The sequence below is a fragment of the bacterium genome (assembly GCA_019912885.1).
Lineage (GTDB): Bacteria > Lernaellota > Lernaellaia > JACKCT01 > JACKCT01 > JAIOHV01.
This window is the reverse complement of sequence record JAIOHV010000158.1, coordinates 1-23,297: the sequence shown is the minus strand read 5'-3', so window position 1 is coordinate 23,297 and position 23,297 is coordinate 1. Positions and strand designations below refer to the sequence as shown.

Sequence of the window (23,297 nt, the reverse complement as noted above, 5' to 3'; positions counted from 1 at the left end):
CATCCGCTACTTCGACCAGTTGGGAGTCCCCCGGCTGGCCGCGTGACCTCAACTCGCCGAACCGCCGGATGCGGACCCGCTTGTCCGGTGGTGTGGCAGGGGAACTCCGAGGCTATTCCTCGGAGCCCCTATGCCGATTGAACCCCCCGCTTCGCCGCGTGTCGGAAGGCGGGACGGAAACGTTGATTTTTCGCGGCCTTGGGGATATTTTCCTTGCGCCTCTTGTTCGCAAAAATACGGGCGGTTAACTCAGATGGTAGAGTGCCAGCTTCACACGTTGGATGCCGTGGGTTCGAGTCCCTCACCGCCCAAACGGTTTTTGCTTACACGACACGCACGTCTTGTCCGCGGCCGGTGATTCGCAAGATCGCCGCCGCGTTTTGATCGCCGGTACGGAAATCGCCTGGGGCGAAGGTCTGTCCGGCGCACACATTCCGAACCGACGGAGGACGTGATGATCCAGGCACCACGTCGATTGTTTCTTGTGCTTTCCTTCATCGGCGTCGCCGTTCTGGCCGCCGGATGTATCCAGACCAGAAACGCGCACGTCCGCGCCGAGCTGCCTCGCATCGTCGAGGACGACGCGGACGTCGACACGCCGATCGCCGAGCACCTCCCGCCGGATGTGGTCGTCGCGCGCGTCGAAAAACTGCTGGCAAAGGCCGAGGACCTCGTGCAGCAAAATCAGCTCGCCGACGCCCGCGACCGATACAACCGCGCGTTCAAGCTATTGCTTGCGCCCACCGAACCAGAGCCCGACGAAGAGACGGCCATCCGCCTCGAACAGCTCTACCTGCAGGTCAACCTCGGCTCCATCCGTGTCGCGCGCCTTCGCGGTGTTCGCCTGGGCGAGGAGCCGCTGGGCGCTCCCGCGATGGAAGTCAGCTTCAACGCGCAGGTCGAGAAGTGGATGAACTACTTCCTCACCACCGGTCGCAGCTCGATGGTGAAATACCTGGAACGCATGGGCGAATGGGAGCCGATGATCGACGCGGTTCTCGCCGAGAAAAACCTGCCCGCGGATCTCAAATACCTGCCCATCATCGAATCCGGCTTTTCGCCCTACGCCTATTCGCCGGCGCAGGCATCGGGCTTGTGGCAGTTCATCCCCGCGACGGGCCGCCGCTACGGCCTTACGATCGATGAATTCGTCGACGAGCGCCGCGATCCCGAAAAAGCCACGCGCGCCGCGGCGGACTATCTCGCGTTCCTGTACGACATGTTCGACGACTGGTCGCTCGCGCTGGCCGCCTACAACTGCGGCGAAAATCGTGTCGCGCGCGAAATCGCCTCGAACGGCACGCGCAACTATTGGGAGCTGCCGCTGCCGCTCGAGACCGTCAACTACGTGCCGAAGTTCTACGCTGCCATGATGATCGCCCGCGATCCGGAGGTTTACGGCTTCTACGTCACGCCGTCGCCCGCTTACGCCGCGGAGACTTTCGCGGTGGACGGCGCGGTGAACCTGCACCGCCTCGCGGAGCTCGCGGGACTGTCGCCGCAGGAACTCAAGCACATGAACCCGGCCGTATTAGGCACGGTTACGCCCCCCGCAAGTTATGCGCTGAACATCCCCGCGGGAACCGCGCCCGTCTTGCAGCTCGCGATGGAAAAACACGCCGCGGAGGTCCGGGTCACGGAACAGCAGATCAAGCTCGCCAAGGCGAAAAAGTCGAAAGCTCAGGCGAGCTACGTCACCTACCGCGTCAGGAAGGGCGATACGCTATCGGGCATCGCGCGCAAATACCGGACGACCGTCACGAGCATCAAGCGCCTCAATCGCGGCGTGAAGGGCCACATCATCCGCCCGGGAGCCAAGCTCAAGATTCGCCCCGGCAGCCGCGCGTAAGCCAGGATCGTGTTCCGTGGGACGGCAGAGCCGCGACCGTCAGGGAGCGGGCGGCATCGTCCCGGCACGGCACGTTCAGAGCCGCGAGAGCGGTTCCTGAACGTCGCGGACGTGACGGAAGGATCAGGGAGCGGCCGACCCGTTTGCGCCCCAAGCCGGTTCACGAAAATTCAAACGACAAAACGCCCGCCGAATTCCCGGCGGGCGTACTTGTCGATGCGATGGTCCCGCGGCCTGTAGCGTTTCTACCTACGACGCCGATTTGTACTCCGTCCGATCGAGCGTCTTGATCGTGTTATCGTCGTTCATGAACACGAGCCTGGGCACGAAGGCTTTCGCCTCGGCGTCCTCGACCTCGACGAACGACGCGATGATGATCTTGTCGCCGGGTTTCACGAGCCGGGCGGCGGCCCCGTTGACGCAGATGCACCCAGACCCGCGTTTCTCCTCGATCGCATACGTCTCGAAGCGCGAGCCGTTGGTGACATCCCACACCGCGACCTTCTCGTAAGGCAGAATGTCCGCGGCTTCCAGAAGATTCTCGTCGATCGCGATCGAGCCTTCGTAGTCCACGTCCGCCTGCGTCACGGTGGCGCGGTGCAATTTGCTCTTGAGCATGATCCGTTTCATCCGTCACTCCTTTGTGCGCCGTCCGTCGCCTTGCGGCTGCCGGCGGCGGCTTGGCTTATCCCTTCGGCTCGTCTCGGAGCAGCACGATGTTATCGATCAGCCGCGCGCGCCCGAATTTCATCGCGAGCGCAAGCAGCGTCGGTCCCACGATGCGGTCCCCGGCCGGCTCCAGATTTGGAAGCCGGCGAAGTTCCGCGTAATCCAACGTCCCCCGCGTCGCTTCGTCAAGCACGCCGCGCACGAGATTCAGGATCGCGTTCGCGTTCCGTTCGCCGGAATCGACGCAATCGCCGGCCGCCCGAAGCGCGCGAAAAAGCGCCGTCGCCTGCGTGCGTTCCTCGGCCGACAGATAGACGTTGCGGCTGCTCATCGCCAGCCCGTCCGCCTCGCGCACCGTCGGCCACGCCTTGATCTCGACGTCCATATCCAGGTCTTCGACCATCCGACGGATGACCTGAAGCTGCTGGTAATCCTTTTCCCCGAACACCGCGATGTGCGGCCGCACAACATTGAACAGCTTGCAGACCACCGTCGCCACGCCCGCGAAATGCGTCGGCCGCGATACGCCGCAAAGCACCCCGGACATCTCGCGAACGCGCACCTCGGTGAGAAATCCCGTCGGATACATGGCCTCGGGTGACGGGTGGAAGATGATGTCCACGCCTTCCTCGCCGGCCATGATCGCGTCGCGCGCGAAATCGCGCGGGTAGTCCTTCAGATCCTCGGTCGGCGCGAACTGCGTCGGATTGACGAACACGCTCATCACGAGCACGTCGCCGCGCTTGCGCGCCTCAGCCAGGAGCGCGCGATGGCCGTCGTGCAGATAGCCCATCGTCGGCACGAACGCGATGGTCCGCCCGTCGCGGCGGATCGCCTCGGAGATCGCGCGCATCTCGCGCGGATTTTCGATCACGCGCGGGGCGATATGTTCCTTCGTACGCGCCATGCAAAAACGGCCTTCCGGGGATCCGGACGGCCGAGGCGGAAGACAGGCTGGCGCCGATCGCGCGCGGCGCGCGTGCGGCGGCTCTCGCGTCTCCGTCCCGGTCCGGCTAGCCGGATCCAAGCGGAATAAAGTGTTTCACGCCCTTTTCGTGATGATCGATCTCGTGAAGCAGGGCCTGGAAATGCTCCGGGTTGTTCACGAAATCGATATCCGACGTGTTCACCACAAGCAGCGGACTTTCGTCGTACGCGAAGAAAAATCGGCTGTACGCATTCGTCAATTGCTCGAGGTATTCAAGGCCAAGCCGTCTCTCGTAAGGCAGATTCCGCATCCGGACCCGTTTGAGCAGAATCTTCGGGTGCGCCACAAGGAAGATCGTGAGATCGGGTTTGACGATCTCGACCTCCAGCATGCGGTACACCTTTTCGTACAGCGCAAGCTCGTGCTCGCCCAGGTTCAGATACGCGAAGATCTTGTCCTTGGCGAAAACGTAGTCGCTGACGGTGCTCTGCGCGAAAAGGTCCTGCTGCGAAAGTTCCCGCTGCTGCTGGTAGCGCGACAGGAGGAAAAAGAGCTGCGTCTGAAACGCGTATTTCCTCGGGTCGCGGTAAAACACCGACAGAAACGGATTTTCTTCCACCTGCTCGAAAATCATTCGCGCGTCCAGCCGCTCCCCGAGCTTGCGCACGAGGCTCGACTTTCCGACGCCGATCGGACCTTCGACAACGATGTAGCGTGGCCGCGTCATTCACACCAAAGAGCGCGCGGAAAGGGACCGCCTTTCCTTCTGCCATTGTAGGAAATGCGGTCGAATTTCTCAACATTTAACCGAACATCGGCGCGATTGCCAGCACCCGCGAAAGGCGCCGCCTGACGGGCGGGATTCGCATCGCGCAAGTCATCGCCCCGCATCAGCGGGATTCTCCAAACCCTTCGGAAAGATTGATGAATTCCTCGACGGACAACGTTTCGGCCCGCCGCTGCCCATCGATGCCCGTCGCCGCGAGCGCCGTTTTCGCCGCCGCCTCGCCGAACGCGAGCTTCAGCGCGTTGGATAGTGTCTTTCGCCGCTTGCCGAAAGCCGCGCGAACCACGCGCGCGAAACGCGCCTCGTTGGCGTCCTCCTTGATGAGCGCCTTGCGAAAATCAAGCGACAAAACCTTCGACGCGATCCTCGGCGGCGGATAAAACGCCGACGACGGAAGACCAAAAAGCGGCTCGACCTCGGCGACCGCCTGAAGACGCACCGAGAGGATGCCATAGTCGCGCCCGCCGGGCGGCGCGGCGACGCGGTCGGCGAGTTCGCGCTGCAACATGACCACCGCGATCGAAAGCCGGCGTCGCCAATCCGCAAGGCGCAGCAGAAACGGCGACGATGCGTAGTAGGGCAGATTCGAAAGAACCTTCACGCGCACGCCGCCGCCGAACGCGAACAGCGCCTCGTCCGTGATCTCGAGCGCGTCGCGGTGCTCGATACGCACGCGCGGCTCGCCGGCGAAGCGCTCGTGGAGAATCTCGACAAGGCGCGCGTCGATATCGACGGCCCACACGTTCGCGCCGGTGTTCGCGGCAAGCGCCGTCAGCGCGCCGAGTCCCGGGCCGATCTCGAGAACGTGATCGCCGTCCACAAGATCCGCGGCGTCGACGATCTTCCGCGCGAGGTTCGGATCGATCAGAAGATTCTGCCCGAGCGAATCCTTCAGACGCACGCCCTTTTCGCGCAGGATCTCCCAAGGGCGCGTGCGAGCGGCATCGGGGCGCGTTTCGCCGGTCACGGAACCGCCGGCGCGGATTTTCGCCGCGCGCGTTCGATCACGCGGCGCAACAGCGGCTGCGTCAGAAGCGCAAGGGCGATGCCGAGCACGATCCACCCGGCCAGAAGCGGCGCCAGAATCTCGCGGCCGAGCTGCCCGATCGCGCGAAAGTTGAATTGGAATTCGCCGAAATCGACGCGCTCCCAGCGCAGAAGAACGCGCCCGACCTCGTATTCCGCGATCAGGATGAGCGGCGTGTTGAACGGGTTGTGAATCCACGTTCCGATAAACATCGCAGGCAGATTCAGCCGCGAGAAAAAAACGACGGCGAAGCAGATGATCGTGTGCACGCCGACAAGTGGAAACATGCCGACGAACACGCCGACCGCGCACGCCGTCGCAAGTTCGGCCGGCGTCTCCTCCAGCCCGACGAGACGTTCGAACAATCGGCGCGCCGCGCGGCGAAACCCGGTCACATGCCCGTCCCGAGCGTCGCGAACGCGTTGACCGACCACGGCGAAATCTCGCCGCGCGCCATGCGCGCGAACGCCGCCGCCGCGATCATCGCCGCATTGTCGGTACAAAACGCAAGCGGCGGGACAAACAGCTCAAAGCCTTCCGCCCGGGCCGCCGCGCGTGCCGCCTCGCGCAAGCGCGAATTCGCCGCGACGCCGCCCGCGATGACGACGCGTTTCGCGCCGTGCGCGCGCGCCGCCGCGACGGTCTTGGCGACAAGCACATCGCACACCGCTTCGATGACCGACGCCGCGAGATCCGCGCGATCCTTGTCCGATGGCGCGTCGCCGAGAAGGTCGATGTGGCGGCGCGCCGCCGTCTTCAAGCCGGAAAAGCTGAACAGCAGATCGCCGGCGCTCAGCTTCGGTCGGGGCAGGGCGACGGCCTTCGGATCGCCGTCGCGCGCAAGTGCGTCGAGTGCGGCGCCGCCCGGGAATCCAAGCCCCAAATGCCGTGCGATCTTGTCCAGGCACTCGCCCGCGGCGTCGTCGACCGTCTTGCCGACAAGCCGCGTCGCGCCATCCTCGCCGGCGAGATAGAGATTTGTGTGGCCGCCGGAAACGACAAGTCCGACAAACGGCGGATCGGGTGGCGTCTCCCCGAGGCGCGCGGCGAACAGGTGCGCCTCGACGTGATTGATCGCGAGAAACGGCAAGCCGCGCGCGAAAGCGAGGCCCTTGGCGTAGTTCAGCCCAGCGAGCAGCGAGCCCACAAGTCCGGGCCCGAGCGCGACGGCCACGGCGTCGATATCGTCAAGCGTCATACCCGCCTGGCCAAGCGCGCGCGTGACGATAACGTCGATCAGTTCCAGGTGACGGCGCGAGGCCAACTCCGGCACGACGCCGCCGAACGCTTCATGCAGTTCGTCCTGGCGCGCGACGACGTTCGACAGCGCCTCGCGCCCGTCGCGGACGACGGCCGCGCTGGTGTCGTCGCAGCTCGATTCGATGCCGAGGATGTTCATGTTGCGGTCCACGCGTCCGCGCGGCCGCAAGACGGCGGTTGGCTTATTCGTTTGCGGCGCGCGCGCCGTCGATGGCGGCTATTCGTCCTTCGGCGTCAGCGCGGCGGTGCCGGCGAGCGATCCCGGCGCGGCCGATCCCGGCTTCACGACGAAATCCGCCGGGTACAGGAACGGCGGCGCGACGCGCACCGACTGCACGCCGGCAGGCGGAAGGAAGGAGATTTCCACCTTGCGGAACTCCTGGTTTTTCACGTCCTTCTTGTCCTCGCGCGCGGCGACAGCCTCGCCGAGCGGCTTGATGAGGATGCGTTCCGGATCGACGCCCTGGTCGATGAGGAAAAAGCGCGTCACCACGCCGCGGCGCAGCGTCAGTTCGTAGTTCTCTTTCGGCTGCCCGGGCCGGTCGGCCGACGCGGCGAGCACGACCCAGAACTTGTACTGGTCCTGCATCTGCTTGATGTACGACGCCGCGTTCAGGAGCTTTTGCACCTGGTCCGGGCGGATGCCGTTGTCGTTGTACGCGAAGAAGATCGTCTCCGTGTAGCCCGCGAGCTCTTCCGGCAGCGCGCCCGGCGTCGAGCCCGGAAGCGGCGCGGATTCCTTCTTGGCGATCGCGCAGTTCTTCGCAGTCTCGGCGAGGCTGATCGCGTTTTGCGCGGAAGACATCATCTCGTCCTCCTCGTCTTCGGCGTAATACGCCTCGGCCTGCGCGAGCGCCGTCTCCGCGGACTTGAATTCCTCCGGGCACATGTCGTCGGCGCCCTCCGCCGCGGATTCCGCGACGGCCGCCTTGGCCTCGAGCAACTCCGCGGGATATTCCTTGGCCCCGCACCCGAAAAGGGCAAACGACAGGGCAATGACCGCCACGAACAAAGCGAACCGGCGAGATGGCATTTTCACCTCCGTGCCGACAGGGGCAATCTCCAGAATCGAGCGGTCCCATCATAGACAAAACGCGTAAGCGGGCAAGCGGAAAATCCGCAAGCCTGCGATTTCGCTTTGCTACTCTATGCTCCACGTCCCCGTCGGGTTTGCGTGGAAGTCGCTTTCAGGAAAGACGACCTCGGCCATGCCGACGGCGCCCGCCGGAATGTTCGGGAAATACGCCGCCGGCGCACATAAACGGCGCACGGACACGTGGATAAATTTTCGCGGCCGTCGATTTTTTCTTGACAGCCGAGACTTTTCTTTTTTCACTATACGAGCCATCGCTATAAAAAGGCCGCGAGCGCGGCAAAAGGGGAGGGACAGCGATGGCCAACTGGTACGTATCGGCTTCGTCCGGCAGCGACGCGAACGACGGCACATTCGGGAATCCCAAGGAGCACATCTCCGCGATGCTCGACGCCCTGACTTATCCCCTGACCGAAGACACGTATGTCAATTGCGACGGTACGGTCGCGAGCCCGCAGGCGTACACGGAAACCGGCGACGAACTTGAAATCGCCGGCCTCGCGATTCAGGGCGACAACGAGCTCGTCATCCAGGCCGACGGCTTCAACAACGACAATTACAAAGCCGACGCGAACCCGTACGGCGCGACGGGAACCGGCGCGTGGGACCAGTCAGCCGCGAAACCGGTCATTTTCGATTTCGAGATCACTGTCCGGAATCAGGCGGGACTGCGTTTCCGGGGACCGCAATTCGGCGGCAACGGCACGCAACTCCACGTCCGGGCCGGCGCCGACGTATACGTCGATTACAGCCGCTTCGAGGGCGCCGCCAGTGGCCTTGGCATCGGCGCGTTCGTCACCGGCGGCGGGCGCCTGGAAATCAACAACAGCTACTTCGCCAATCACGTTTTCGGCGTATTCGGCTACGACGGTGTCGTTCAGCTCATCGGAACGAACACCATCGAAAACGCGCGCCGCGGCGCCATCTACATGAACATGAGGAGCCTGCTGCGCATCGCCGCGTGGGACGAAAATCTGGCGCGCTACCTTCTGTACATTTACACGGACGGACCTCGCAACAAATACTTCGGCATGCGCGCCGTGAACGCGAGTTCGATCGTCATCGACGACCTGGACATCCTTCCGCTGAACTGGCCGACGCCGCAGGTCCGGATCATCGACAAACTGGCGCAGAATTCGCCCGGCTACTTCGGCGTCGTCGCGAATTCGAAATCGCTTGTCAGCGGCGTTAGCAACGTCATTTTCCGAGAAAGCGGCGTCAACGAGTTCAAGGACACGATTCCCGCTGAACGGCAGATCGTGGTGGCCGAAGGCGAAGACGCAACGGTGCTGCCCTGAACTTGTCGGTAGGGTGCGTTCAATGGGGGTTCAAATAAATAAGGCGATCCGACGGCCGAAAAAGTACGGGAGTTTCCGATCGCGGTTGCCGGACGAAGCGCAAAACGCCTCAACATTCGACGAGTATGCTAAAGAGCAATTCGAAAAGGTCGTGGAAAAGGCGCTCAATACAGCTATTTACTCAGTGGACACGCTCTCGGATGAAACTAGACCGAGCCGATCCGTCGTTCTCAATCTGGATGCCGTTGGCGCCCCCGGTGCCTCGCAATGGCTGCTTAAACAGGTTATACCAAATCTGTTCAGAGAGAAGAAATATGTAAGCGATCGGTTTTTCGCTCGCGTGAAAGCTCAACAAAAAGCGGCGCAAATAGCGTTCGCGGAGCGAGCAGAAAATAAATATATGGCTTTCTCGATGAATTCGAACAGCGCTGTACTGCGTCCAAGAACGAGTATGGCTGTATATTACCCAGCGTTGTATAATCGTCAATCCGTTGACACGCGTTTCGCTTTATGGCATCCAACATGGTATGTTGGATTTTTCCGGGATACGCGTCTCGAACTTACCGGCAACGCTCAGACCGGTAATCCTGCGTCGGGGCGTATCGAATTCCGCAACGGAAGCAATACGGTCAAAATTCCGCTAAGGTTTTCCGGCGATCAACATCTGTCAGATATTATCATCGCGGAATGGTTTGATGCGGAAGACGGCCCGATTATCGATGGACGGCGGATTGACAACCAGTTTGGCGGTTTGGAGGGCTGGCTGCTGCAATGGTCGAAGCCCTGGCAACGAAATCAAGCTTATTTATATCCGAATTGGCATGCGAATACAGACGTGCTGGACAATGTTCGCATTGTCATGGAAAATGGCGAACTATTATTTCATAAAATGACGATTATATACAATGGCGAGCCGGTCCTGACATTCGATGGTGCAATACGTGCGGAACCTGGATACCCCGCCGACCTCACGGAACCGATTTCGACATACAGGCAAAGCTCACTTCTTTACAAGCGAGGGCGCATTCATTTACGGACGCCACATTATAACCCCGCGGATATTCGCGACAACGCCATATTGCGCACGGCGGCTTCTCAAATCGGGAAGGCTTACAGCCCGAAATATAATAGAGTTGAGTGGCGAAAACGCGATGATGGCACATTCTATGACGAGCCAAAGAATTGGTGCAGTAAATTTAAAAGATGGACGATTTTACAGAATTATGAAATCGAAGGTTTGGAGAACACAGGAGGTGATACGCAAACGCTCTCAAATTGGTTTCGCAATGAGAAAGGGAAGCTGATTTGTTTTGATCCTGATTTGAGATGGGAATATGCGAACCTGGATAAAACGGTTAGAACGGGTGCCTATGTAGCGTTACGTGATTGTAGCCATAGCGCATTCTTCATAAATTGGCTGAAACCGGTCATGAACGACGATACAACGAGACCGATTACGGATTGGAGCGATCTTCAAGAAATTGATAGGAAGCATCGCCCCAGTGTCGATGCTGAACCTGGAATATTTGATCCAGGCGTTAATGTAAATTGGTTCCGCGCCATTGGCGGAAATCAGTCGAAAACTGTCAATATCGCGGTTTACGGGGTATTTTATTTGGAGCCGTCGGCTCAATCGTTGCGCGTGATTTATGAGTGTAATGGACGCGCGGCCGACAAAAACCCTGAGGAATATCCGTCGCGAACAACAATTACATGCGTTTATTGGTGCAAATATGCTCGATTGTCCGGCTTCCGTTGGTATGATGGATTCGTTAATCTGCCTCTGTTCGACGTGTCGCCAAAAATTATTCCTGAAGGGCGACGTTTTGTCCGGAAATATGTATAACAACCTGCCTCCGAGATTGATAATTGTAATATTGTCGACGTTGTTTATGTATAATTGCGCGGATCGGTCGCGAAGCGGAGAGTCGGGAAACGGCGTCGACGACGGTCTTCAATTAGAAGGAACGCCTCGTATCGTTTCATTGCCGGAAGATGAATACAAGGAATATCTATGCCGACGAATCGATTCCGTTGATGAAAGCAAGAAGGGAGATTATCGCGACCCGTTACTCAAGAGCGATGACAATTTGTCGCCGGAGGAGTTGTGCGAATTATGCGAATACGATCCAGAGGATCCATTCGACAATCCACCCGATCGAAGGTGCAATGATGTGGTCGAGTTAGACGGGAAAAGCTGGACGGTTTGTGACACGTGGTATAGAACGTGTCACTATTGTGCATTAAAATATGTAAAAAAATTGCGGCACCCAAAATTTGGTGGGTACGGCGACTGGCGATTACCGACGTCAAACGAATTGATGTCTATCGTCGACTTGGAAAGCGACGTCGAATGGCTCGGCGAACCGCTATTTGTCCATGATATATTTAAATTAAATTATTCGTATGTCTGGGCTTGCGACGCATGGATGTCAAAGGATGACGTGCCGCCGCGCGATCGGTTATACGAAGCGGCGGTATTCAATTATACGAACCTCACTTTATCCGCATGGCCGCCTGCTATTACCAACAGCGCAACTATTTTGGCAATTCGCCCATAGTTCCATTTGTTGACAATAGGGGACGGGGCTGTTGAAAAAAACTATTTTACCCATTTCGGCATGCAAAAATCGCTCTGATTATTGAAAGCGAAATGGCCCTGAATCGACTTTTTCAACAGCCCCACAGGCACCAATTATCGCCTCGCGATTTCCGGCATTTCCGCGGTATTCAAGAATTTGCCGACGATGCGGATTTCGGATTGAATTCGTTATTCACCTTCCCGCCTCATGGATATTCCGCCGAGTCGTGCCGCATTTGACCGAGAATACATAGGGGGCGGTGAGTCTTATCGGTGCTCATGCTTGGCGGTTTTTTCGTTTCGGTTGTGTTTATTTCGGTTCGAAGCGTCCCCAAACCACCCCTTCCGATAGAAATAGAAAACCAGCCCGCCTGCCGTAGCGGCCATGATGCCGAGCGCGAAGGGATAGCCGAAGCGCCAGGAAAGCTCCGGCATGTTCAACGGCGAAGACGTGTCGAAGTTCATGCCGTACAGGCCCGTAATGAACGAAAGCGGGATGAAGATCGTCGCGATGATCGTCAGCACCTTCATCACCTCGTTCAGGCGCACGCTCATGCCCGACATGTAGCTGTCCATCAGGCTCGCCGCGAGTTCGCGGTAGATCTCCAGCAGGTCGATGATCTGGATCGCGTGGTCGTAGCAATCCCGGTAATACAGGCGCGTCTCCGCGGTGACGAAGCGGTCGTGCTCGCGAAGAATCGTGTTCAACAATTCGCGAAGCGGCCACGCCGCCCGGCGAAGCGCCAGAAGCTCCCGCTTGATCTCGTGAACGTCGCGGCCCGTCGAGGGCTCGACGTCGAAAAGCACCCGATCCTCCACGCGGTCAAGGCGCTCGCCGAACTCCTCGAGGATCGGGAAATAGTGGTCGATGACGGTGTCGAGAAGCACGTACGCGAGATAATCCGCGCCCATGCGGCGCACGCGTCCCGCGTCGTTGCGCAGCCGGTCGCGCACCGTCGCGAAACAGTCGCCCGGCCGCTCCTGAAAGCTCACCACGAAGCCTTCGCCGAAAAAAAGCGACACCTGTTCCTTCTGCAGGTGGCCGCCCGCGATCGTTTCCGCCGCGTGCGTGACGACATAAAGCACGTCGTCGTACGCCTCCACCTTCACACGCTGGTGGACATTGAGCACATCTTCCATCGCCAGGCGATGCAGATCGAACGCGATCGCCACCTCGCGGATCTTCTCCACGTCACGCAGGCCGATCACATTCACCCAGACGACCGGAAACGTGCCGCGCGCCGGCATCTCGCCGATGTTGTCGAGAGACGATTCGACAAAATCCTGGGGACCGAACGCGACCAGCGTGATCGCGGTGGCGTGGGATTCGGGATCCGCGGCGAGCACGCCCGGCGGAGCGCCGGGCGCGGTGCGTCGCCGGAACTGGTGCATCCGCCGGCGCAGCGCCGGACGCGGAAAGTGCAATCTCGGTCGCGCCATGGGGCCGCATCATCGAATCGCCCGGAGAAGATGGCAAGGGGGCGGCCAGGGAATGTCCGATTTCGCGTCACGGCCACCTATCGTGCAAACCGGGTTATCCCCGGTGTCCCCGCGCCCATCGCCCGTCCAAAGTGCGCGCGGCGCAGGCCAGGGGCGCGCCGGAATTGTGACACCAATTCCGTTGTGCCGCGCGATCGCAACCCTTAAGATGACGCCCGTTGTCGCGGATGAATTTGGAATTGGATTTGTCGAACGCATGAGCGAAAAGACTCTGAAGTGCCCGCGTTGCGGGGCGATCACGCCCGTCAGCAAGGGTCAGTGCGAAGGCTGCGGCCTGAAGATGGTCCGCAAGCAAAAGCCCGAAAAATCGCCACCCTCCAAGGTGTCGTTGGAAAACGAAAGCGCGTCGCGCAAGGCGTTCACGAAGAACACGCCAAGCGACATGCACATGCCGCGTCTTCACCTTGAAGGCCTGGAAACGCACCGCCACGAGGAGACGCCCGCCGCGGGCGAACCGGGCAAACCGCGCGCCGCCGCTCCCGAAAAAGCCGCCCCGAAACCCGCGTTTCATCGCGAAGAGCCGTTTCGCGCCGATTCGGGAGAGCGCATGCCGTCGTTCGAGCCGGCCGGCGAATCCGGCGACACGCCGGCGTCCGGCTTCACGCCGGTTCGCGGGCGTCCCGACCTCGACAAGGAGATCGGCTCGGCGGAATCCGATCTTTCGCCGATTCACGAATCGCTGCCGCGTATGAAACCGGAAGCGCGCCCGGCGGGCTCGGAACTCACGCCGTTTCGCGGGCGCGTCGATATCGAAAAAGCGGCCCAGGGCGCGGATGAATCCGACCTCACGCCGTTTCGCGGGCGTGTCGATATCGAAAAAGCGGCCCAGGGCGCGGACGAATCCGACCTTACGCCGTTTCGCCCGCGTGCGTCGGTCGACGGCATGAGGGACCTGCTTCTGGCGACGCACGAAACCGACGAGCCCGAAGGCGCCGCCAAGCCCCGAAAATCGACACCGGAAGAAGACGCCGACGAAGCGAAAAAGTTCGCCAACCTCATGCTCGCGCCGCACGAAACGTACGGCGAGGAGGCGGCGAAATCCCGCCCCGACGAGCCGGGCGCCGCCGGACCCGCGCTTCAGCTCGGCCAGCGGTATCAGGATTCGAATCCGCCACTCGCGGACGAGGCCGCACCGCGCATGCGCCCACTTGGCGGCGGCGAGGGGTCGGGCGCGCCGCCCGCCGCGTTCACGCATTCGAATCAGCCCGAAGAGGGCGGGCGCATGGATCTGCCGTTCGATCCCACGCCCGCAAACGCGCCGCGGCTCGTCGAGCGCAAGCAAAAGGGCCTCAGCGCGTCGCAGGTCGAGGAGGCGCGCCGCGACGCGTGGCGACTGCGTCGCGAGCAGGGGGTCCGGCGGATCTTCACGCGTTTCGTGCCGCTTGTCGTCGTGATCGCGGTGCTCTGGATCGCGGGGAAGACCTGGGCGCTACCGTTCGTGCTCGTACAGGGCGAGTGGAACGGCAAGATCGTCGACGACGAGGGGCGAACGGTGCCGGTCGCGATCTCATTCGCGCGCGAGGGGCGACGCCTTGTCGGCAAGGCGAGGCTCGATTTTCCCCGCATGGCCGGCGGCGGCATCGATTCGCTGAAGACGCCGAAGGTGTTGAGCCAGATCTTCCTTGACGACGAACTCCACGTCGTCGGCGAGTTCGATATCTTCCGGCTTTACCTGAAGGTTTTCGAAAAGGACCCCGACGTTTACATGCGCCTTGTCGGCGACATCCGCCGCGACCAGGACTACCAGATGAACGTTCAGGGCGACGCGACGAACATCGAGGATAGCGCCGCGCGCTTCGTCCTTTACCGCACGTCGATCCGCTGACGTTTATTGTTCGCGCGGCGCTCCCGCGTCGATCCATTCGCCGAGCGTCGCGCGCTCCTGGGCCGTGGGGAACGCGTCCGCGGATGAGGGCGGCATCGCTTCGCTGTTCACCGACCAGATCACGATGTTGTTGAGGTTCGCCTCGACGTCCTCGTACGTCACGAGCGGCATCGGCGCGTCTTCGGTCGGCGGATTGCCGTGGCAGGAAACGCAATACGCCTGCATGAACGGCTGTCCGAAGTTCTCCCACGTCGGTGTCGCGCCGCTCGTGCCGTCGGTGTCGTCGTCGCCGCCAGCGGTGTCGTCGTCGTCGCCGGCGGCCAGAATTTCCTGATCGCCGTATTCGATGTCGTCGCACGCGGCAAAGCCGGCGGCCAGCGCGATCGCCGACGCCAACGAGAAAGCGGCCAGAAAGCTACCCGGAAATTTCATGACGTTATCTCCAGCGCGGCCCATCCGCTTGCCGATCAGAAGAAAAAATGCGCCTGCGCCATCATCTCGTTGTTGTCGATTTCCGCTTCCTCGCGATTGAAGCGGTACTGCGCGATCAGCTTGAAGAACGGCACGGGGTAAAAGACGAACCCGCCCATCGTCTGATCGCGATAATCGTCCTGAACCCGCCAGTCCGGGTCCTGATGCGTGTAACGCACGTCCACGAACAGCCCCTGCATGATCTCCACATCCAGTTCCGCGACAGACGCCGAGCCGATGCGATTGTCGATGCGCTCGGGATTGGCTGCCGTCGCGTCCAGAACGTCCTGCCGCACCAGGGCAAATTCGCCGAGCAGCGATACCGGCCCGATGCCGAACGTCGCCCACGGGCCGTACACGTTGCGCGTCAGGCCGTCGCTCGTCGACGGGATGGCGTCGTCAATGGTGTTGTGAAACCAGCTTCCGCCAAGGCCGATCTTCCAGAAACGCACGCCCGCCTGCGACGTGATCGCGTAATAATCGTGATCGCGTTGCATCGCATTGGTGCCCTGGTTGCCGTTCGTGGCCGCGACTGTCGCGAAAAACGGCCCCGGCCGGATGCCGACTTCCACGCCCGTGTCGTGCGCGACGTTGTGGAAGCCGATCGGATCTCGCGTGAAGATCGTGTGATCCTCGAAGCGCAGACCGTACGGAAGGATGAAACGCCCGAAACGCAGGTAGAGGCCCGCGGGCAGATCGTCAAACAACGCGTAGGCCTCGAAGGTGTTTTGCGCCGCATCGAAGGAGTAGGCCAGCCGCAGGATCGGAAAGACGAGCGCGTTTACGTGAAACGCGGCCTGCATCAGGTAAAACGACGATCCCTCCGGCGGCGGCTCCCGTCCGGCGTCAAGCGCGTCCTGCCGTTCGTTTTCGTCGTCGGCCTCGTCGTACCACATCATCCGCGCGTCCATGCCCAGGAACATGTTCTCGCCAATCGCCGGCACGAATTTCGGAAAGTCCGGATATTTCTTGTTCACCGCGTCCGTGATGGGCTCAAAGCCAAGCGCCTTGCGCGAGAAGAAAAAGCCGCCGCCGTTGCGCATGCCGCCGCCCATCGGATTGACGTGACATTTCCAGCAGGGGCTATTTTCGCTCGCCGAGAACTCCGGCCGCGCGGGCGAAAGTGTCGGAAGCAGGATGACAAACGCGCCGACGGCGGCGGCCGAGAGGACGGCGGCAAACTTCGCCGCGCGAACGAAAGTCGTCTTCATTTGTACTCGCATTCCATCCACTGCTGGAATTGCATGCGTTCCTCGTCGGTCGGCTTCGGATCCTCCTCCGGCATCTTCTTCTTGATGGAGGTCATTTTCACCATGTCCTTCGCGTTCATCTTGAGGACGATCATCTGATCGTAGTTGAGCTTCGGCGGCGCGCCTTCGCGCGCGACCTCGCCCTTTTTCGACGAGTGGTGGCACTCGATGCAGTACTTGTCGATGAACGCCTTGCCAAAATTGTCGTACGTGTACTTGCAGGCGCCGTCGTCCGACGCGGCGTCCTGGGCGATCGCGACGGGGGCGGGTTGCAGTGTCAAAAGAAGGGTGAGGGCAAGCAAGGTCGCGGCGCCAAGGGCGAAAACACGAAGTCGCATAAAGGCTCCTGTCGTTGGTTTTCTTTTCCGGGCGCGGCAACCGGACCGGCGAATACTAGCAAGCGGGAATTTCGCGTTCAAGGTCGAAATATCGACAATTGACCGGGATCAAGTCTCGATTTCGCTCCCTTTCTTGTGCTCGTGCCCGTGCCTGCCCGAATCGTTCGATGGACAAAATGGACATGATGGACCGAATGGACCTGATGGACCCGACGGGCACGCCGGCGAACATCGGCCGAGTCGCCGCGACCGGACGAAAAAAAGGAGCGGCTCATCGCCGCCCCATTCGGTTTCTCGTTTGTTCGCGTCGGCGTCGCCGGCGCGCGGGAATTTACATGGCCGGCACTTCGCCCGCCGCCACGACCGCCGCGGCCTTCGCTGCCACCTGCTGGGCGACCGTCGCCGCCTTGGTGACCGCGCTCTTCACCTGGCCGGCGACCTTCTCCGCATCCTTCAAGATGACGGCCTTTTTCGGATCGCTTTTCACCGAGCCGATGAACGTCGTGATCTTGCCCTGAAGCGCCGCCAGGTTCTTGGTCGGCTCGAGAGCCTTCGTCGCCGCGTCGAGATCTTCTTTCGTCGCGGTTTCCGTGGCGGAAACCTTCTCGGCAAACGCGAGGCCAAGCTGCGCCGTCGCCGCGTCCTTCGCGATCGAATCCCACGTCGCGTCGCCCCACGTGTTGTACTTGAACGCGCCGCCGGTCGAGATGTCGAACGGTCCGCCTTCGTACGAGGCGAGCGCCGGGTTCACATCGGACAGCTTCAGTGAATTTTCCGTCGCGGTCGGCACCTTCGCCAGGTCCGCCGCGCCCTTCAGCTTGTCGAACGGCCCGGCCATTGCCGCGGTCGCAACGCCGAACACGAATACGAGCGCAAGCGCGAGCATTTTCCTTTTCATTGCGAAATCCTCCTAGACGTCAAATTGTACGGATGCGGATCCCGCCCCTACGGAACCCGCGCGAGGCTTAACACGGCGCCCAAGCGAATTCAACGCGGGCGAAACGGGGGGCGGCGGGGCGGCCCGGTTGGCGCCTCTATGCGTCTCGCAAAACGGAAAGACGGTACCTTGCGATTCCTCTTTCCTCTTTCCTCTTTTCTTTTTTCTTTTCTCAATTCAGGCGTTTCGCGATCTTCTTCGCGATTTTCTGCGCCTGCTTGCCCGCCTTGTTCAATTTCTTCAACACGTCGTTCGCGTCGGTCAGCATCGTGATCTTCGTGAAATCGCCCTGAATCGATCCGACGAACGTCTGAATATCGCCCTGAAGCTGCGTGAAATCTTTCTTTTTCGGAAGCACCTTCCGCGCCGCCTTCAGGTCCGACGTCGTCGCCTTCTTCGATCCCGCGATCTTCTTCGCGAACGCCACGCCAAGCTGCGCCTTTGTCGCGGACTTCTGAATCGAATCGAACGCCGCGTCGCCCGTCGCCTTGTAGGTGAAGGACTTCTTTTTCGTGACGTCGAACGTGCCGCCTTCATAACTCTTCAGGCTCTTGTCGAGATCCGACAGGCGCACGTTCTGCGTGCCGGTTTTCGATTTGGCCTTGTTCGTATTTTTCGACAGCGTCCCGCCCGCGAAGGCGAGCGACGCGCCGAGGACGAGAGCAACGATCGTTACAAAAACGACGGACGAAACGCGGGGAATCCTGTTCATTTCACGGCCCTCCAATACGATATGGCGCGCTTGGTATCATGCGGCCGGCGCCAAGACAACGACGCGCATCGCACGAGGGAGCAGTCTGCACGTCATGGACAAAGTGGACCCGATGGACGGAATGGACCGGACCGTGGACGAGAGCACCCGCCGTCCGCGCACTCCACGATCCGCACTCGCCCGTCGCCATTGGCGATGTAAGCCCGCTCGTTGACCGTCGGCGGTCCCCGCGATTCAATGCTTCGGTGCAAAAGCCCCTTCCCGGCAATCCGTATCCCCTGGGCGCCACGTTCGATGGCCGCGGGACGAACTTTTCGCTGTTCTCGGAGGTCGCCGAGAAGGTCGAGCTTTGCCTGTTCGACGAGGACGGCCGCGAGACGCGTCACGTCCTGCCCGAGGGTACCGGATTTTGTCATCACGGCTACCTGCCGAGCGTCGGGCCGGGGCAACGCTACGGCTACCGCGTCCACGGTCCGTGGGCTCCCGCCGAAGGCTACCGTTGTAATCCCGCCAAGCTCCTTCTCGATCCGTACGCCAAGGCGATCGAGGGACCACTCGCCTGGGGCGAGGCCATCTTCGGCCATCGCTTCGACGCGCACGATGAAAAAAACGACATCGACAGCGCGCCGCACGTGCCAAGGGCGGTTGTCGTGCAACCGCATTTCGACTGGCAGCACGACAGGCCGCCGGCGACGCCCTGGCACGAAACGCTCATCTACGAAACGCACGTCAAGGGTTTCACGGCGCGGCACCCGGAGATCCCGCCGGAGATTCGCGGCACCTACGCCGGCTTCGCGCATCCGGTGGCGATCGAATATCTGAAGAGCCTCGGCGTCACGGCCGTCGAGCTGATGCCCGTGCACGAGTTCGTCCACGACGGCCACCTGCGCGAAAAGGGCCTGCGCAACTATTGGGGATACAACACCATCGGCTTTTTCGCGCCGCACAACGAATACGCGCACTCCGACGACCCCGCGCGCATCGTCACCGAATTCAAATTCATGGTGAAAACGCTGCACGAGGCCGGCATCGAGGTGATCCTCGACGTCGTTTATAACCACACGGCGGAGGGCAACCACCTTGGCCCCACGCTTTCGTTCAAGGGCATCGACAACGCCGCGTATTATCGCCTCGCGGACGACGACCGCCGCTACTACAAGGACTACACGGGCACCGGCAACACGCTCAATATGCGTCACTCGATGGTGCTCCAGTTGTTGATGGACTCGCTGCGCTACTGGATTACCGAGATGCACGTGGACGGTTTCCGCTTCGACCTCGCCAGCGCCTTGGCCCGTTCGCTGCACGACGTGGATCGGTTGTCCGCATTTTTTCACATCATCCAGCAGGACCCCGTCATCAGTCAGGCGAAGCTCATCGCCGAGCCCTGGGATGTCGGCCACGGCGGCTATCAGGTCGGGAAATTTCCGCCGCTCTGGACCGAATGGAACGGCAAGTTCCGCGATTGCATCCGCGACTTCTGGCGTGGCGCGAACCAGACGCTCGGCGAGTTCGCCTCCCGCCTCACCGGAAGTTCCGACCTCTATGAGGCGACCGGCCGCCGGCCGTACGCGAGCATCAACTTCGTCACCTGCCACGACGGATTCACGCTCGCGGATCTCGTCTCATACAACGACAAGCACAACGAAGCCAACGGCGAAAAAAACGAGGACGGCGAAAAACACAACCGCTCCTGGAATTGCGGCGTCGAGGGTCCGACGAACGATGCGGCCGTCCTCGCCCTGCGTGCGCGGCAGCGGCGCAATCTGCTGGCGACGCTCCTTCTCGCGCAGGGCGTGCCCATGCTTCTTGGCGGGGACGAGATCGGCCGCACGCAGCGCGGAAACAACAACGGTTATGCCCAGGACAACGAAATCTCCTGGTACGACTGGGAAAACATGGACGAGGATTTTCTCGCGTTCACGCGCGAACTTATCGCGTTTTATCAGCGGCACCCGGTCTTTCAGCGCCGCCGCTGGTTTCAGGGCCGCTCGATTCACGGCTCCGGCGTGCACGACATCCATTGGTGCACGCCCGACGGCGCCGACATGACCGAGGCTGATTGGCGCGCGGGATACGCCAAATCGCTCGGCGTGTTCATCAACGGCGCCGGCATGACCAGCACGGACGCGCACGGCGAGCCGATCGTGGACGACTCCTTTTACATCGTCTTTCACGCGCACCACGAACCGATCGACTTCACCCTGCCGCCAAGGGAATGGGGCGACGGCTGGACCCGGGTCTTCGACACCGCGGCCGGCGCCTTTGACGATTCCGGCGAGGTCCACGCGCCCGGATCGGTCGTCAAAATCGAGGGGCGAAGCGTCACGCTATTTATCCGGAGCCGCGCGTGACGGCCGATCGCGCGCGCGTGCCGCTTGCGACCTATCGCCTGCAACTCACCGGCGCGTTTACCTTCGACGACGCCGCGAACCTCGCGGACTACCTACGCGATCTCGGCGTGACGCATCTCTACCTTTCGCCCATCCTCCAGGCGGCGCCGCAAAGCGTGCACGGTTACGATGTCGTCGATCATGCGCGCATCAGCGGGGAACTTGGCGGCGCCGACGGGTTTCGCCGGTTGTGCGCCGCGTCGCGGCGGGCCGGGCTCGGGCAGGTGCTCGACATCGTTCCGAACCACATGTCGATCTCGCACGCCGACAACCGCTGGTGGTTCGACGTTCTGGAAAACGGCCCGTCGAGCCAGTACGCGTCGTTTTTCGACGTCGATTGGGACCCGCCCGAGCTGCGCGCCGGCAACAAGATCCTGATGCCGATTCTTGGCGACCATTACGGCCGCGTGCTCGAGGCCGGCGAAATTCGTCTCGTCGTCGAAAACGATCGCCTGCTCGTGGGCTACCACGACCACCGCCTGCCGCTTGATCCGTCGTCGCTTGCGCCGATCGTCGGCGAGGCCGCGGACGCCGCGGGCTCCGACGAGCTGGCGTTTCTCGCCGGCGCGTTCGGCCGCCTTCCCGTTGCCACCGCGACCGATCGCGCCAGCACCACGCGCCGGCATCGCGACAAGGAGGTGTTGCATTGTTTGCTCGCCCGCCTTGCGGCGAGCGATCCCGCCGTAGCCGCCGCGATCGGCCTGGCCATCAAACGGCGCAACGACAACGTCGATCTTCTCGACGAGCTGCTCGACCGGCAAAACTACCGCCTCGCCCACTGGCGCACCGCCGGGCGCGAGCTTGGATATCGCCGTTTTTTCGACATCAATGAGCTTGTCGCGCTGCGTGTGGAGGACGATCAGGTCTTCATCGAGACGCACCGCCTCATCGTCGGCTGGCTGCGCGACGGCGCGATCGACGGCGTGCGCGTCGATCATCCCGACGGCCTGCGAGATCCGGAGCCGTATTTCCGCCGCCTGCGCGACGCCGCACCGGATGCGTGGATCGTCGCCGAAAAGATCTTGCAACCCGGCGAGCGCCTGCCCGAAACGTGGCCCGTCGCGGGAACGACCGGCTATGACTTTCTGAACACGGTGCGCCGCCCTTTTTGCGATCCCGCCGCCGAGCGCACGTTTGTGCGATTCCATGAGGACTTCACCGGCGAGCCGGGCGACTTTGCCGCCACCGCGCGCGACCGCAAGCATCAGGTCCTTCGCGAGATGTTCGGCTCCGACATGAACCGATTGACGGAATTGCTCATGCGCGTGATCGAGCGCCATCGACGCGTGCGCGATTACACGCGCCCGGAGGCGGATCAGGCGTTGCGCGAGCTTGCCACGCAATGGCCCGTGTATCGCACATACATCCGCCCGGAAACCGGCCGCGTCGAAATCCGCGATCGGCGCATCGTGCGTCAGGCGATCCGCGCCGCGAAGGCCGCGCGCCCGGACATCGATCCGCGCCTGTTCGATTTTCTCGCGGACGTCCTTAATCTTCGCGAGCGCGGGCTGGTCGAGTCCGACTTCGTCGCGCGTTTTCAGCAGATGACCGGACCGGTCGCCGCCAAAGGCATCGAGGACACCGCGCTCTACAACGACGTGCGTTTCATAGCCGCGAACGAAGTCGGCGGCGATCCCGCGCATTTCGCGACCTCGGTCGGGGTGTTTCATCTTGAGATGTTCGATGCCGCGGAATGGCGCCCCGCATCCATGCTCGCCACCTCCACGCATGACACCAAGCGCGGCGAGGATGTGCGCGCGCGGCTCGCGGTGCTGTCCGAAATGCCGCGCGAGTTTTTCGCGACGGTGCGTCGATTCGCGAAAGCGAACGAGCGGCACCGCAAGGACGGCGCCCCGGCGCGGCGCGACGAATATCTCTATTACCAGACGCTCGTCGGCGCGTGGCCGCTCGACGCCGAACGCGCGGTGGCTTATATGCGAAAGGCCGCGCGCGAGGCCAAGCGCGAAACGTCCTGGCTTCGCGTCAACGAAGCGTACGAAAACGCTCTCGAGTCCTTCGCGCGAGCCACTCTCGCCGACGCGGCGTTTGTCGCCGACCTGGAAACCTTTGTCGCGTCGATCCTCGCGCCGGGGCGCATCAACGCGCTCGCGCAGGCGCTCGTCAAATTCACCGCGCCCGGCGTGCCGGATATCTACCAGGGCTGCGAACTGTGGGATCTTTCGCTCGTCGATCCCGACAACCGCCGTCCCGTGGATTTTGAAAAACGCCGCGCGATGCTCACCGAACTCCCCAACATCTCGGCGGCCGACGCATGGTCGCGCGCGGACGAGGGCTGGCCCAAACTTCTCGTCACGCACCGCGCGCTCGCGCTGCGTCGCGAGCACCCGAAATGGTTCGGGCCGGGCGCGGATTATCGAG

The 23,297-nt window shown here is 61.7% G+C and carries 20 protein-coding genes and 1 tRNA gene; 8 read left to right on the top strand and 13 right to left on the bottom strand.

Annotated features, from left to right (window positions below; all coding sequences use genetic code 11):
- Window positions 1–238 precede the first annotated feature (238 nt).
- A tRNA-Val gene (locus K8I61_13915) sits at window positions 239–311 on the top strand.
- Window positions 312–454: 143 nt separating this feature from the next.
- Window positions 455–1,849 (top strand): transglycosylase SLT domain-containing protein, encoded by a 1,395-nt coding sequence (locus tag K8I61_13910; protein ID MBZ0273129.1) that lies wholly within the window; start codon window positions 455–457, stop codon window positions 1,847–1,849.
- Window positions 1,850–2,098: 249 nt separating this feature from the next.
- Here K8I61_13910 and K8I61_13905 read toward each other — a convergent pair whose 3' ends face one another.
- The 7 genes from K8I61_13905 to K8I61_13875 form a co-directional block, all read right to left on the bottom strand.
- On the bottom strand, window positions 2,099–2,479 hold the full coding sequence (locus K8I61_13905; protein ID MBZ0273128.1) for an aspartate 1-decarboxylase: 381 nt from the start codon (window positions 2,477–2,479) through the stop codon (window positions 2,099–2,101).
- A gap of 55 nt (window positions 2,480–2,534) precedes the next feature.
- Window positions 2,535–3,425: a pantoate--beta-alanine ligase gene (gene panC, locus K8I61_13900; GenBank protein MBZ0273127.1), complete on the bottom strand. Its 891-nt coding sequence runs from the start codon at window positions 3,423–3,425 to the stop codon at window positions 2,535–2,537.
- 106 nt (window positions 3,426–3,531) lie between these two features.
- Window positions 3,532–4,173 (bottom strand): deoxynucleoside kinase, encoded by a 642-nt coding sequence (locus K8I61_13895; protein MBZ0273126.1) that lies wholly within the window; start codon window positions 4,171–4,173, stop codon window positions 3,532–3,534.
- A gap of 163 nt (window positions 4,174–4,336) precedes the next feature.
- Window positions 4,337–5,200 carry a 16S rRNA (adenine(1518)-N(6)/adenine(1519)-N(6))-dimethyltransferase RsmA gene (rsmA, locus tag K8I61_13890; GenBank protein ID MBZ0273125.1) on the bottom strand — a complete coding sequence of 288 codons (864 nt, stop codon included), beginning with the start codon at window positions 5,198–5,200 and terminating at the stop codon, window positions 4,337–4,339.
- Window positions 5,197–5,655, bottom strand: coding sequence for a DUF2062 domain-containing protein (locus tag K8I61_13885; GenBank protein MBZ0273124.1), 459 nt, complete (start codon window positions 5,653–5,655; stop codon window positions 5,197–5,199). The genes rsmA and K8I61_13885 overlap by 4 nt, the downstream gene beginning before the upstream one ends.
- The gene (gene tsaD, locus K8I61_13880) at window positions 5,652–6,659 is read right to left on the bottom strand and encodes a tRNA (adenosine(37)-N6)-threonylcarbamoyltransferase complex transferase subunit TsaD (GenBank protein ID MBZ0273123.1); all 1,008 of its coding nucleotides are present in this window, start codon (window positions 6,657–6,659) and stop codon (window positions 5,652–5,654) included. Before tsaD ends, K8I61_13885 begins: the two co-directional genes overlap by 4 nt.
- A 78-nt stretch (window positions 6,660–6,737) precedes the next feature.
- Window positions 6,738–7,553, bottom strand: a complete 816-nt coding sequence (locus K8I61_13875; GenBank protein MBZ0273122.1) for an OmpA family protein — start codon at window positions 7,551–7,553, stop codon at window positions 6,738–6,740.
- Window positions 7,554–7,912: 359 nt separating this feature from the next.
- Here K8I61_13875 and K8I61_13870 point away from each other — a divergent pair, with 359 nt between their 5' ends.
- The 3 genes from K8I61_13870 to K8I61_13860 all read left to right on the top strand — a co-directional run bounded on the left by K8I61_13870 (window position 7,913) and on the right by K8I61_13860 (window position 11,472).
- Window positions 7,913–8,911: a hypothetical protein gene (locus K8I61_13870; GenBank protein MBZ0273121.1), complete on the top strand. Its 999-nt coding sequence runs from the start codon at window positions 7,913–7,915 to the stop codon at window positions 8,909–8,911.
- Between the two features lie 85 nt (window positions 8,912–8,996).
- Window positions 8,997–10,757 (top strand): hypothetical protein, encoded by a 1,761-nt coding sequence (locus K8I61_13865; GenBank protein ID MBZ0273120.1) that lies wholly within the window; start codon window positions 8,997–8,999, stop codon window positions 10,755–10,757.
- A gap of 46 nt (window positions 10,758–10,803) precedes the next feature.
- Entirely contained in the window at window positions 10,804–11,472 is a 669-nt protein-coding gene (locus K8I61_13860) for a DUF1566 domain-containing protein (protein ID MBZ0273119.1), read from the top strand.
- Between the two features lie 287 nt (window positions 11,473–11,759).
- On the opposite strand, the gene corA is transcribed toward K8I61_13860, so the two are convergent.
- Entirely contained in the window at window positions 11,760–12,932 is a 1,173-nt protein-coding gene (gene corA, locus K8I61_13855; GenBank protein MBZ0273118.1) for a magnesium/cobalt transporter CorA, read from the bottom strand.
- Between the two features lie 256 nt (window positions 12,933–13,188).
- On the opposite strand from corA, the gene K8I61_13850 reads away from it, so the two are divergent.
- Complete coding sequence (locus tag K8I61_13850) at window positions 13,189–14,817, top strand: hypothetical protein (protein ID MBZ0273117.1); 1,629 nt, start codon at window positions 13,189–13,191, stop codon at window positions 14,815–14,817.
- Between the two features lie 3 nt (window positions 14,818–14,820).
- Here K8I61_13850 and K8I61_13845 read toward each other — a convergent pair whose 3' ends face one another.
- The 5 genes from K8I61_13845 to K8I61_13825 form a co-directional block, all read right to left on the bottom strand.
- The gene (locus K8I61_13845; protein ID MBZ0273116.1) at window positions 14,821–15,249 is read right to left on the bottom strand and encodes a hypothetical protein; all 429 of its coding nucleotides are present in this window, start codon (window positions 15,247–15,249) and stop codon (window positions 14,821–14,823) included.
- A 35-nt stretch (window positions 15,250–15,284) separates the two neighbouring features.
- Entirely contained in the window at window positions 15,285–16,499 is a 1,215-nt protein-coding gene (locus K8I61_13840) for a hypothetical protein (GenBank protein ID MBZ0273115.1), read from the bottom strand.
- Window positions 16,496–16,876, bottom strand: coding sequence for a hypothetical protein (locus tag K8I61_13835; protein MBZ0273114.1), 381 nt, complete (start codon window positions 16,874–16,876; stop codon window positions 16,496–16,498). The genes K8I61_13840 and K8I61_13835 overlap by 4 nt, the downstream gene beginning before the upstream one ends.
- 331 nt (window positions 16,877–17,207) lie before the next feature.
- Window positions 17,208–17,774, bottom strand: coding sequence for a hypothetical protein (locus K8I61_13830; protein MBZ0273113.1), 567 nt, complete (start codon window positions 17,772–17,774; stop codon window positions 17,208–17,210).
- Window positions 17,775–17,985: 211 nt separating this feature from the next.
- Entirely contained in the window at window positions 17,986–18,525 is a 540-nt protein-coding gene (locus K8I61_13825) for a hypothetical protein (GenBank protein MBZ0273112.1), read from the bottom strand.
- 38 nt (window positions 18,526–18,563) lie between these two features.
- Here K8I61_13825 and glgX point away from each other — a divergent pair, with 38 nt between their 5' ends.
- Window positions 18,564–20,879: a glycogen debranching protein GlgX gene (glgX, locus tag K8I61_13820; GenBank protein ID MBZ0273111.1), complete on the top strand. Its 2,316-nt coding sequence runs from the start codon at window positions 18,564–18,566 to the stop codon at window positions 20,877–20,879.
- Window positions 20,876–23,297, top strand: a 2,422-nt coding sequence (treY, locus tag K8I61_13815; GenBank protein MBZ0273110.1) for a malto-oligosyltrehalose synthase, incomplete at its 3' end; no start/stop codon positions are given. The genes glgX and treY, both read left to right, overlap by 4 nt.

Bases quoted from the DNA above. Each gene is read 5' to 3' on its own strand.
- K8I61_13840 (MBZ0273115.1), bottom strand. From the start codon at position 16,499: ATGAAGACGACTTTCGTTCGCGCGGCGAAGTTTGCCGCCGTCCTCTCG.
- tsaD (MBZ0273123.1), bottom strand. From the start codon at position 6,659: ATGAACATCCTCGGCATCGAATCGAGCTGCGACGACACCAGCGCGGCC.
- corA (MBZ0273118.1), bottom strand. From the start codon at position 12,932: ATGGCGCGACCGAGATTGCACTTTCCGCGTCCGGCGCTGCGCCGGCGG.
- K8I61_13835 (MBZ0273114.1), bottom strand. From the start codon at position 16,876: ATGCGACTTCGTGTTTTCGCCCTTGGCGCCGCGACCTTGCTTGCCCTC.
- K8I61_13830 (MBZ0273113.1), bottom strand. From the start codon at position 17,774: ATGAAAAGGAAAATGCTCGCGCTTGCGCTCGTATTCGTGTTCGGCGTT.
- glgX (MBZ0273111.1), top strand. From the start codon at position 18,564: ATGCGGCCGGCGCCAAGACAACGACGCGCATCGCACGAGGGAGCAGTC.
- panC (MBZ0273127.1), bottom strand. From the start codon at position 3,425: ATGGCGCGTACGAAGGAACATATCGCCCCGCGCGTGATCGAAAATCCG.
- K8I61_13905 (MBZ0273128.1), bottom strand. From the start codon at position 2,479: ATGAAACGGATCATGCTCAAGAGCAAATTGCACCGCGCCACCGTGACG.
- K8I61_13910 (MBZ0273129.1), top strand. From the start codon at position 455: ATGATCCAGGCACCACGTCGATTGTTTCTTGTGCTTTCCTTCATCGGC.
- K8I61_13825 (MBZ0273112.1), bottom strand. From the start codon at position 18,525: ATGAACAGGATTCCCCGCGTTTCGTCCGTCGTTTTTGTAACGATCGTT.
- K8I61_13845 (MBZ0273116.1), bottom strand. From the start codon at position 15,249: ATGAAATTTCCGGGTAGCTTTCTGGCCGCTTTCTCGTTGGCGTCGGCG.
- K8I61_13860 (MBZ0273119.1), top strand. From the start codon at position 10,804: ATGTATAATTGCGCGGATCGGTCGCGAAGCGGAGAGTCGGGAAACGGC.
- K8I61_13850 (MBZ0273117.1), top strand. From the start codon at position 13,189: ATGAGCGAAAAGACTCTGAAGTGCCCGCGTTGCGGGGCGATCACGCCC.
- K8I61_13895 (MBZ0273126.1), bottom strand. From the start codon at position 4,173: ATGACGCGGCCACGCTACATCGTTGTCGAAGGTCCGATCGGCGTCGGA.
- K8I61_13875 (MBZ0273122.1), bottom strand. From the start codon at position 7,553: ATGCCATCTCGCCGGTTCGCTTTGTTCGTGGCGGTCATTGCCCTGTCG.
- K8I61_13870 (MBZ0273121.1), top strand. From the start codon at position 7,913: ATGGCCAACTGGTACGTATCGGCTTCGTCCGGCAGCGACGCGAACGAC.